Raw genomic sequence first — 12,426 nt, 5'->3', positions numbered from 1 at the left:
CGCGTTGTCGAACAGCTCGTCGAGAGACTCGTGCGCGAGGTCGCGGGGCACCCGCCCATCCGTGGCCAAACCGTCGATGTCGCCGAAATCCAGCTTGGCGGCGATCAACGGCGCTTGGGAGGTCGCGAGGTTTCGATCCTCGTAGGACAGATAGCCCAGCGCGTCGAGCAGGGCGTGGTGGTGCAGCCGCCGACGTTCGAGTTCCGCACGAGGCAGCCCCTCACGAGGCGCGAGCCACGGCAGCATCTTCAGCCGGTGGAACCGCGCCTCCGACGGCGGCACGCTCTCCCGCATCCGCTTGGCCAAGTAGTTCAGCGACGGGACCAGGTGACCAGGGAATCCCGCGTCGAAGACGTCGATCCAGAATCGCGCCGCGGTGAGCCGCGCGGCGTTCTCACGCTGCGCGGCGTTCTCCCCGGAGGACCGCAGGCTCAGGACGGCCAGCAGGTCGGTCATCCCGCTTCGCAGCAGTTCCCACTGGTGAAGGATCCCTGGATGCTGTCCCTCGTCCAGCGACGGGAAGTCGAGGCCCCGTGCGGCCTTCTCTCGCCGCCACCCCGCGTCCTCCGGACGGCCGTCCAGGACCTTCTTGGCCCGGCTGAACAGATCCTCGCGTTGGCGGTGCAGTTTCCGCAACGCCAGTTCCCCCGCGGGGGCATCCTTGGAGATCTGTTCGGTGCCCCACGGCATTTCCTCGGTGTAAGGAGGCAGGTCGCTACGTGGCGTCTCCGGATACGCCGGGCCGCGGGAATTCGCCTGAGCGTCGGGGTTGTAGTTGTGCTCCAGCCACGGCTCGCGGTAATGGTGGATCACGGTGTCGACGCTGAGGTCCGTCCGCTCGAGGGGGCCCTCGTAGATCTCACGACGGATGTCCGCGAGCGACTCTTGGACCTTACGAAGCGCCTTCTCCTCGGCGGTGATGCGCGCCTGCCTGCGATCGATATGCGCCTTGAAGCGCGCAAGACGGTCCGGGTCGGACCGCGACGGTGGCGTACTTGCCCACTTTTCATCGTCCAGCCAGTCCTCTTCCTTAAGCAGCTGCTGACGATCGGAGTCGAGGCGATTCAGCACAGTCTCGTGCTTCTCTTGCGCCACGCGATTCGACTCCACGGCCGCGGCGTTCTGCGCGACCTGCTTCTGGTGCGCGGTCCTCTCCTTCTCGAGCTCGTCTCGCTGTTCCCGGGTAGACCCGGCCATGGCATCGAGAGCCTGTTGCCTGCCCTCCAGGTCCACACCCTGCCTGTCCAGCGCGGCCTTCTCGTCTTGAAGCCGCTTAGCCTCATCACGCGCGTCCTTGAGCCGCTGTTCAACGTCCTTAAAGAGCTGGACGTCCTGGTCATACCGGCTCCGGTCCTCCCGCAGCCACGTGTTCCAGTTGGCGGCAAGCTGCCTGTTGTCTTCCGGTGAACGGCGGGGAGGCGCGGCCATTTCTTCCTCGTCGTGGAGAGCCTTCTGCCCCGCTAAGGTCAGCTTCGCCCTGACGATGGTGGCTTCATCGTGTAGCCCGCGCAGAGTGATCACGCCCGGCACAGCCAGAGCGGTCAGCTCCTTCTTCAGTTCGGCGAGCCCTTCGTTGTCGAGCCCGGCCCGCCAGCGAGTCCCATCCGGAACCACCTCCTCGGTGCTTGCCGGGAACAGGTCGTTGTCCGTGAACTTGAGCTGAACCGCCGCGTCGGCCAGCACCGCTTCCTGTTCACTGGTGTCGAGGCCGAGCAGCTCCTTCCGGGCCTCCGCGATCCGTTCCGCCCAGTAAGCACGGATCTGCGCAAGCTTCGAGGTGAGGTGCCGCTGCGCGGCGTCGTACCCGACCCTGCTGAGGCCCTCGCTCTTTCGCGTCAGGTCGACGTCGGGATGCTGCGGCACCGGTCCGTACTTCGTCCAGGTGAGCAGTTCCTGAGCGGTCTTCCGCACGTCGGACAGCCTGTGCCACAGCCCCGCCCGATTCGGGTTTCCGGCCAGCTTACCGGCGACGAGTGTGACGAGTTTGTCGAGAACCTCCTTATGCGACTCGCGGTCCGGCCCGACGCCCGGAGTCCACACCGGCCTCTGGTCCCACAGGAAGTTCTCCGCGCCCCGGCGAAGCGCTGTCACCGCGTCGTCGCCTCTCTGCTGGCGCGCGATCCTCTCCAGGGCCCGGCCTTGGTCTTCGAACCGCCGGACCGCCGTCTTGAACCGCTTGTGAGCTTCCTCGATCCCGGCCTGATGAAGATCCACGAAGCCGAACCACAGGCGCGCCGCCAAGACCCGGACTTGCCGCTCGGCGAGCAGATGACCGGCGATCATCGTGATGAGCTGGGGTCCCAGCTGACCCAGTACCCAGGCGAGAGTGGGAACCTCCAGCGCGGCCGCGGGCGCGAGGAGATAGGCATCAACACGCTCCCGAAGCTTGGTTTCTGCTTCCCGCTTTATGACCGCCACAGCGGGCTGGCCTGCACTTGCCTCCAGGGCCGCGAGCCGCCCGAGGGCGCTGCTCAGCCTGCCTTCGTTGTGCCAAGAGTCGATCAACCACTGCAGACCCGGCCCGCTGCAGGCATCCATGAATTCTTCGAGGGGAGAATCGAGGATGCCGCCGACGGCGGCTTCGTAAGCGACGGCCCCTACTATGCCTTGCCAGAGGTAACGCTGCTGACGGGCGAGCGGGCCGCGTCCCTCTTCCGGCAGTAGCGGCCCACCCAGCATGGCGTTCGCCACGTCGGACACCCACGCCACATTCGGAAGGCCGGAATCCAAGTACCGCCGACCATTACTGAGCTGGTTCCGCCAGGTATCGAGGAATGCCCGTTCTTCCTCGGCTGTGTCGAGAAAGCGGCGGCGGGACGCGAGTTCCCACGAGACGTCGAAACGTACCCGCCGATGACCGTCTTCGTTGAACCAGTTCTCCAGCCCACGCCGCAGCTCGGCGGTCTCCTCCCAGATCCGGCGCCCATCCTCGTCCTCCTCGGCCGTGGCCGCCCATCCCGCGGCGAGAACCTTCTGCAACTCCCCGTATTGCTCGCCGTGTTCCGGCTCCGCGCCGGCACGCAGCTTGCCCAAGGCCACTCCGGCCGCCCGCCACCGGTCGCGCCTCGTGGCCGGGTCCATCGCCGCGAGGATCCCCTCGGACTGTTGGGCTCGGCCCCGCAGTTGCCGAATTGCCTCGGGAACGACGACCTGGGGGGAGCCCACGTCGGTCATCTCCTCATCGAGCCACTCCACACTCGGTACCGACCCGTACGGGGATCCCACGTCAGCCATCTCCGCATCGAGCCACTCCACACTCGGTACCGGCCCGTGCGGAGTGGCGTCCCGGTCGGCGACTCCTTCGTTGTCGCGCTGGTTCCGCGCCGAGTCCAGTCCGAGGTCCAGGTAGTCGCTGCGCAGGTTCGCGGTGCGCCCGGTGCGATCGCCCAGCATGGCGAGAGCCCTGGCTTGTGCGCCCTTCAGAGGCAGCGAGAACGGCGAGAAAAAGGTCTTGAAGAGATCCGCCAACTCCTTCTCGAAGGATTCGATCGCCGCGCGCCCGGGATAGTTGCCGGCCACCCAGACTCCGACGATATCGGCGAGGCGCGACGACGACGGGATTGCCTCGAAGTCGTCCAGGACCGACTTACCCGCCTCCCCCAACTTCACCTGTTCCGACCGGCTCGCTGACTCGATCTCGCCGATCGCCCGCTCGAGATCCGCGAGCAGGAATTTGCCTTCCTGCGAACCGGCGGCGAGTTCGGCGAGCGCGGCCAGGGCGGTGTGCCCGTCGGGGTCGATCCCAGGGGAGATCGAGCTCAGTTCCTCTTCGGTGGGACGCCCCCAGTTCTGGGGAGCCTCGGTCCCGGCGGCCAGAATTCCGACCGTGACCGCGAGCGCTTCCACGCCGCTTTCATTCCGCAATTCCGCCGGCGTCTGGAGAACCCGATGTCCCTCCATGCGCCAAGTGTGCCGCTGCTCCTCGGTCCCGGCATACGATTCGTCCAAAGCCTCGATGACCCTTTTCTCCGGGTCGTGGCTGAGGCTCAGCAGCTCCTGTTCCTTTTCGGGGATGATGCGGTCGGCAAGCAACTTCGCTATCTGTTTCGCCGTCTGTTCCACCGAACTGTCGATACGGTTCACCAGTGCACCGAGCACTTCCCGCCCGACGGCCCACTGGTGGCGACGAACGCGAGAACTCCGTGTGGCGCTCGCCGCGATATCCTTCACCCGCTTCACTGCCCGGCCCCGCGATTTCGCCTGCAGCTGGTCCCAGCCATGCCATCGGTGGCCGACCAGCTGCGCGAAAAGGTCGAGCTGCGCGGACGCCTCGGCACCGAGGTCTTCGATGCTCAGGCCCAGCCGTTGCAGCCGCTTTATTCCCTCTTTGCGCCATTCGTTCAGCCACGCCTTGGCCTCGGCGTCCATCTCGGCCATCGCGCGCCGCGCCACGCGGAACGATTCGGGCCGCCCGATCTCATAGACCGCCCGCAGCCTTTTGTCGTTATCGGCGGCGAAAGCCCGTTGTTCGAGCAATAGCCGGTATTGTTCCCGCAGCCCACCGGCCAGCCGCGTCGCACGGTCACCCTCCTCCGTCAAACCGAACCCGAAACCAGGAACGGAGCGCAGTTCCGACGTCTCGTAGGCGACGAGGTCGATCATGGCGTCTCGCAGCTCGTCGGCGCGCCTCCGTGCTTCGCCGGTGAGCGCGGCCTCGGCCCGGTCGAACCGCCGGTCCGCGCGCTCACGATCAAAATGCGCTTCGGCCTCCTCGGAAAACCCGATGTCTTCAGTCGAGAAATTCACCTCATCGGTGTTGCCCTCCTGGTACTCGACCTGCTTGACGAACTCCTCGCGGGGATCCTGGTCCGCGCGGGAGGCATCGGGGAGGTCGAGCATCGTCCGCGCGTCCGCGCGCCACCTCTCCACCTTCTCGGACAGAGCCCTGACCGCGGCAATTCCGCGGGTCAGGTGTGCCCCCAGCCGGTCCGTCGAAGTCAGTACCGCCTGGGAGGCGACCATGTCCGCCGAGGTCGGCTCTGGTCGGGTCGGCGCCGCGTCCCGCAGCCCGTCCAGGGCCTTCCATCGCTCCTCAAAGATCGCATTGGTCCTCTCCGAAGACGGAAGGGGCACTCCCACTTCATCGTCCGCCAGCGCGGCACGCCAGTCGGTAAGCAAGTTCCCATGCAGGAGGACCACATCGCGCACGATGTCGTCACCGAGCCCGGTCAGCCCGATACCGATGTCTTTCCCGAAGGCCGCCTCTCCAAAGGCGAACACCGAACGCCGCTCCTTCTGCGACATTTTCCATGCCAATTCCCACGCATCGAAGAGTTCGTCATCGTACTTAGCGCGAGTGGACTTGATCTTCTTCTCATCAGCGTGCCACCGTGCCGTCGGCCCGGCCGGCGCCTCGAAGTCGAATTCCTCGTCGAGAACCAGCTGCTCGACGAGCATCAGGGCCTGTGCCGCCGAGCGATCCGCCCACAACGCTTCGAAGTCCGCGCGCAACGAACGCGCCAGTTTCTCAGCGTCCTCCTCGGACATGCCAGCGCGCAGCCTGGCGCCGACGACAGCGGTGATGTCGCTGAGCACGGCCATCGCGTCGACGTCATCATCGTGCGTCTCCGGATGCGCCTCGTCGACCAACCGCTCCGCCAGGCCTGTATTGTCGAGTACCTGGCCCAAAAAGACAGACCCGGCGAGCAGCGCCGCTTCATGGTCTATCTCGATCCGGTCGAAGGCGTCCAGGGTCTCGTTCTTGAAATCGGGGCCTTGCGCGTCCCATATGTCGAGGGCCTTCTTGAACTCCGTAGCGAGCCGTCTCGCGGTCGGAAGCATGCTGTCTGGATGATCCGGTGCCCGTTCGAACCGCCCTTCGAGTTGGTCAGCACGCACGATCGCGTCGATCATCTGGTCGCGGAGCACCGTCGCCTTCCGGGCGACCTCGTATTTCAGTGGAAAGTTCGTACTAGTTTCCCCGAAGGCTTCCTCGGCCTCTGCGAGCAGGCTCTCGCTGATGTTGGTCGCGGGCAGTTGGCTCACCGTACGCAGCACCGAATTCCAGCGAGCGGAACGAGAATAGTAACCGGCGACGCCGTCCTTGTCCTCGGTGGAGAAGCCGTTTGGGAACACCGCACGCATCTCGGCGAGCACCGGGTCGTTCCACATGGCGCGGAACGCCTCCACCGAGCCGTCGCGCCCCAGGTACTTCTTGAGCCACTCGGACAGGCTGGCCGCGTGCGCGTCGACTACCCGCTTGCTCAGCCTCGACGTACCCAGTGCGTCGAGCACGACCTTGGCGGCCTTCAACGCGTTGTCCTTCTCCTGCGCGGCGAGGCTCGCCAGTACGCGATCGGCCTCGTCGAGCCGGTCTTTCCACCGCCACTCAAGGGCCCTGGCCAGGGCCACCGAAAGCGGCAGGTCGTACCTGGAGTGCAACCGGTCGATCTCTTCGCCCAACCGTTGCAGGTTATTGAGCGCATCCGCCGTCGGATGCTGCCAGTCCGCGTCGGGGTACACGAGGTCCACCATGATCGCCGTGTCACGGACGAGTTCATTCTCTCCGTCGCTGCGCGGCTGCCATTTTATGTAGGAGCGCAGCAAGAACTCGATCTGCGGATGAGCCGCGGACAAAACAGGGATGCCTGCTGGATCCCAGCCGAGGTTCTTCAGACTGGATTCCAGGTTGGAAAGATCGCGGAACGCCGCCAACTCGGCTTCCCCCGCCGCCAAGTTGAAGTTCGCGCGCAGGATCACGCGGAGCGGGTCCTCCCAGATCCCCGCGAACTTACCCCTCAGGCCAAGGTCGGGGGAATTCGCGTGAGACCACTCCTCCAGCAGCCTTTGGTGTTTCGCGTACAGGTCGGTTGTCCAGGCCGATGCGCGACCACCGAAGATCGCCTCGACGATCGAGCTCGCGGACCGCCGATCCCCAGTGCCGGGCAAACTGGGCTCGACACCCTCCATCTCCGACGCTCCCTGGTTCGCGGGTGGACCGCGGAGGCGGAGCTTGCCGAGGACCGGGTCATGGACGAAACCGTCACCGCCGGTGTCGAACACCGGGGAATCAGCGCGGAGGCCAGCACCGGAACGAACAAAAGTGCCACCATCGGTCGCGACAGGCTCATTTAATTCGTTGGTGCCCGCCCTGTGCGTAGGAACGAAAACGTCACCCTTGTGCCCCAACGACCGCAGCTTTTCCGTGAACGCGCGCTCATAGACCGACCCAGCAGGCATACACGCGAACGCGATCACCGCACCCGAAGGACCCCAACCACTGATCTTCAACCACGCCCACACCCGCTCAGCCATCCGCACCGGATCACCACCGGCATGGAAATCGAACACTGGGGTCCTGTCCGGCCACTCCCCGACCATGGACTCCCGTGCACCAGTCCTCGGATTGACTCGCCAATATTTCCGCGGCCCCGCTTCACCGAACACACCAGAAAGCTTCTCCGCCGCGGACTCATCCCCCGGCCTACTCGGGAAAACCACCATCTTCAACGACCCATCGTCATACCTGAACGCAACCTTCCGCTCACCCGACTCACCAACATCCGACCGGCCGGCCTCGACCCGAGGCGCGACTTCTTCCTTCTCGCCGGCTTCCCCTGCGAGCGGTACGTCAGCGCGAGCGTTGCTCAGCCGCTTCGCATCGTCGTCCAGCTTCGCTTCGGCCCGCACGTCAGCGACAGTCCTCCGGCCGAGCTGATCGGCCTCGGGCTGTCGCGTGGGCGGCTCGGCTGGATTGGCAGCCTTCACGTTGTCGGGCACCGCGGGGTTCGGAGACGGCTCGGTCGCGTCCTGGCCGACCGCCGACGGAGTGTTCAGCGGCAACAGGTTGTTCCGCAAAGCGTGATAAGCCGCGTCGAAAGCCGGGTCGTCGCCAGGGCCGAGGTCGTTCGGCCTGTCCGCGTTCAGCCAGTGCCCGTAAGCCGCGCGAGCCTGCTCGGGAGTGGCGGGCTCGTTCGGCGTCGGCAGCCCGGATTCACGGCGGCGTTCCATGAGGTCGTCAAGCCGGCTTTGGATCCGCTCCAAGTGTTCCGGGTCGGCCACACGCGGCCAACTCGTGCCGTCCGAGCCGGACGCATCCCGCTGAGACTCGTCCAGCCGGTGCTCAGGGGCCCGCTCGTTACCGCGGTCAGCCTCGGCATCGCCCTGGGCCGGCCGAGAATCGACGTCCTTCCGATCCAGGGCGTCATCCTTCTGTGGCGTGGATGGCCCGGTGCGGTCGGCGGTCTCGGCGTTGTCCGGCGCGTTGTCTTCGGCCGTGTCCTTGTCGACCGGCACCGGGGTGTCCAGAAGGTCTTTCCGCACGGCGTACTCCGCCGCGTTGAAGGCGTGGTCGTCGGTGGGGCCGGTGCGCCCGTCCGCCATCCGCCAGTGCCCGTAGGCCGCGAGGGCCTGCTCTCTCGTGGCTCCCCCATCAGCCGCCGCCCGCGCGGAGTCGTCGAATTTCACGACCTCGTCGATCTCGCGACGGATCCGCTGCAGGTGCTCCGGATCGGGCACCCTCGGCCAGTTCGCACGATCCTCACCGGCATCGCCGGTACGGTTGGGGGACTCGTTATCCGAATCGGAATGTTCGTCACCGGGGGCGGGCGAGGGCCTGTGCAGCCTGCTCGCGGCGAAACGGGCGTCGGTGTCCCGGCCAAGGCCTTCGAAGAGATCGAGCAGTTTCCCCTTGGCCGTTTCGATCGCATCGAGACCCGCGGCCGTGGGGTTCTTCCGATATTCGTCGAAGGTGTTGACATACTTGGTAATGCTGACCTGCGTGCCAGGACCGGCCGATTTACGAACGGCAGCATCCTCCGGCGACAGGTAGACCGCGACGGTGCCGTCGTTGCCACTGCGCCGGGTGCGGTAGAACGCCTGCTTGTCCACCGCGGAATGCAATGCGGACGGCTCCATCAAGATCACATGCAGGCCACCCTCCTGTCCGACCGCGTAGTCCGCACCACGCCCGCCGATATCGTTGATGAGGAGCACATCCTTCCCCTCACCTTTGCCCACTTCACCGATGGCGTTTTCAAGATTCTCGTAGCGCTTTTTCTTCTGCGCCAGCTGCCATTGCCCATCGACGACCTGATGCTCGACGAATTTTCCACCAATCGGGTTCTCCTTCAGATATTCAGAGAACTTCGCAACCTTCGCATTGTCATGCGAAACAAGCAGGATCGGCCTCGGATTTTCTCCGCTCCGCATGGCGTGGATGTCTTCATTGATAAGCCTGAATTTGTCTTGCAGATCCGATGCTATATGGGCCGTGCTATTCTTGAACATAAGGTCTTCGTGGTAGTCCGGAATATTCTCCACATTCTCGGTAAGATTGATCTTTTTGAGTAGCGGCCCCATGCCCTCCACGGTCCCGGAAGCGCCGGTGGCCTTCGCATAGGCATCCAGAAGATTTTCGATGATAAGCGTCTTGCTGTTCGCCTCACTCGAATCGGCGCGGATCGGCAGACCGTACTCAGCCTCGATGGCCTGCGCCACCCCATCGTTCCAACGACTTTCCAATCCGGTCTTCGGATCGATCATGACTTCGCCATTGGCTTGGTTGATGATGCCGATGCGGTGCTTCAGCTTTTCGATCAAAAATTCCGTCTCTAGCTTCCAGTCCCCCAACTTCGCGCCCGCGGCGTTGTTGATCCGATGTTTCTCGTGCTCGAGAAGCTGCCGGCCCAACAGCTTCTCGAGCTTCTTTTGCCCTTCCGGGGTGAGTGCGGACCGGCTGGGCTCCTCGCCGTCTCGGTGCCCGAAGTCCTCCTTGGTCAGCGGGGCGTCCGGTCGTTCGTCGGTGGCCAGGTTCTGGTCGAGGACTTCCTTGGCCCACAGGACTATCGCCTTGGTTGCCGGAGAGGCCTTCTTGTTCCCCGTCAAGGACAGGATCCACTGCGGAGGCGAGAGAACCAGGGAGTCGATCTCGTCCAAGAACAGCCTGATCCGTGTCGAGTGATCATGCGCCTGGCCGGCCAGCCTGCCGACCTGTTTGCCGTCTTCATACCCGCCCGTCTTGAGCAGATGGAAGGAGGCCTCGTTCTGGGAACCGATATAGATCGTCGGCCTCCCCTTTCCCGCCACCGGCGGCAGCCTGTCGGAACTGATCCAGTACCTGTCGAAGTCCAGGTTTTTGAGGATCTTCCGCATGCCCCGGTAATCACGTTTCGCGAGGTAATTGTTGCTGGTCAGGAGATGGACCCCGTCCACCTCTGGCTTGACCGCTTCCAGAATGGCGGCGAGTTGGAACACCAGCGTCTTGCCTTGACCTGCCTTCATATTGACGTGCGCCGTCTGCAGCCGGTCGACGGCTTCGACCTGGGTCCACCGCAGCCACTTACGGCTGGTCCTGTGCACCGCCTCATAGCCCGCCGCGAACCGCTCGTCCGGATTGCTCGACCGCACCATTTCCCGCAACTGCTGCCACGTCATCTTGTCCAGCCGTTGACCCGGGTCCGGATGGTTGTATCGGTCGGCGAGGTCATGCATCTTCCGCGCCGTCTCATACTTCATGTTCGCACCGGCCAGCCAGGCCTCGAACTCGACTTTCGACCCGCTGTCCGGCAGCAGCTCGAATTTCCGGTCAGGACGAAGCACATAGCTTTCGGAGCCGTCCTTGCTCCGGTACAGCACCACCTCATCCTTTTTCCCGGTTCCGGGGTGCTTGTCCAGGACATACTCACTGCCAGGAGGCAGCCACTTGGAATCTCCGCCGACCAGCGATATCACTTGCGGGACATACACTTTCCGGACGACCAGTTCCTCGCCCGGGTGCTCTCGCAGGCGCGACCACGTCCCGTCCGGCCCGCGGTCGTAGCCCTTCCCATCAGGCAACTCAATCAGCTTGGGCTCACCCTTGGCGTCGATCTTGATCTTCGCGCCCGCAGGCAGGTCGACCGCGAACGGGTTGCCCGCCCTGTCCGTGCCGTGGCGGAACGACCCGCCCTTTTCGGTGACATAACGGCCGCTGTCGTCAGGCGTCCAGTGTGTCTCCCCGATGATCCGCGAGCGCGAACCACCGCCGGAACCACCCTGGTCCTGCGCGAAGGCCTGCCGCGAGTGGTCGAGATCGGCCATCACCGGCACGGGGCCGCCCTGGTCCGGCGGGTCGTTCCGGCCACGGTGCTTCGACTCCGACGCGCCGTCCGCGCGCGAACCCAGGTTGCCTGGGCCGTCGCTGCTCGTACCCGGCCGCGGCGTGGACGGCTCCGATTCGCCAAGCTGCCGCTGCCCTTGTCTGCCGGCGTCCCCGCCCTCCGTGGCCGGTCGCGCCGGAGCGGAACCGTTCTTGGCGTTGCCAGTTTCGGGGACCGGACCGGCGTCTCGGGACTTGGGCTCTTCTCCCCTGGCACCCGGTTTTTCCGGCAACGGCTTTTCCGGAAGCGGCTTATTCGACACCACCGGCTTCTCCGGCAACGGCCTTTCCGACACCACCGGCTTCTCCGGCAACGGCCTTTCCGACACCACCGGCTTCTCCGGCAACGGCCGAGAAGGATCGTGCGGTGTAGGGGAGTTGTGCCGGGGCTCACCAGGCCCGGCGGTAGCGGTCCGCCGCACCTCGTGCTGGGCGTGGATTTCCGACTGCGGGCCTTGCCCGATCGTGTTCACTCGCTTCACGTCGGGCGGCGGGGGCGATCCCGGCGGCCCCTCCGAGGTGACATTCAGCTTCGACGGGCCTGACCGCTGCCCCGGTCCCGATCCAGCCGGATCCTGCGCACTCGGCCGCGAACCCGGCCCTGGCCCATCTGCCTGCGACGCACCACCGTGACTTGTCTTCGCACCGCCGGCCTGAGAATTCGACGGCGCCTCGCCGACCTGATGAGTGATCGGGCCGCCCTGCGGCACCGTCTGGTGCTCACTGTTCGAGGGTCCCTTGATGAAGTCGGCGGTCGTCCTGGAACTGCCAGGCTGGCCGTCGGAACCGGTGACGACGTGCTGCTCCTTGTTCTCGGAGAACATGGTGCCCAGCGACGATTGCCCGCTCTTGATGTCCTTGTGCACCAAGCCGTTGTCGGGCAGGCCATCGCTGATGGAAGTACGGCGGCTCGACGACTCGCTGCCGAGAGATTCCTCGCTGAAGGTGGAGCCACGGCGACTCGCCGATCCATCGCTGGAAGAGTCCTCGCCGGGGAGGGAATCACGGCGACCCGAAGAGTCCTTCCCGGAAGTGCCGTCATCAGCGGAATCATCGCGGCTCGACGCCCTGTTATCGGAACCACCGTCGTAGGAAGAGCCACGACTGCTCGACGAATCAATGTCCTTCGCGACATCGCCCGGCGACCCGTCCGAGCGCCGATCACCGAAACCGAGCAGTTCGAGCTTCGACCCCAGTCCGTCACCGAGCTTCGTGGCGAAGCCGTCGACTCCGGCATCCAGCTTCCCCGACCACCCCACGCGGTTTTTGAAGTTCGGCGATGCGGCGCCGAGCATGCCTGCCCAGAATTCCTCATGCCCCCCGGTCGCCTTGTTGATCAGGACGTTCAT

Annotated in this window: 1 protein-coding gene (only partly in view); it reads right to left on the bottom strand. The window is 65.0% G+C overall.

Annotated features, from left to right (window positions below; translation table 11 throughout):
- Nucleotides 1-12,426, bottom strand: the 5' portion of a protein-coding gene (locus ACZ7KI_RS32295) for a scabin-related ADP-ribosyltransferase (protein ID WP_470276815.1). Its footprint begins 41,781 nt before the window's first position; only the first 12,426 of its 54,207 coding nucleotides appear in the window; its start codon is at nt 12,424-12,426; its stop codon lies off the left edge, out of view.

The organism is Amycolatopsis sp. NPDC039088 (assembly GCF_055598845.1).
Note: the sequence above shows the minus strand (reverse complement) of the source record. Positions and strands in the feature narration are given on the sequence as shown.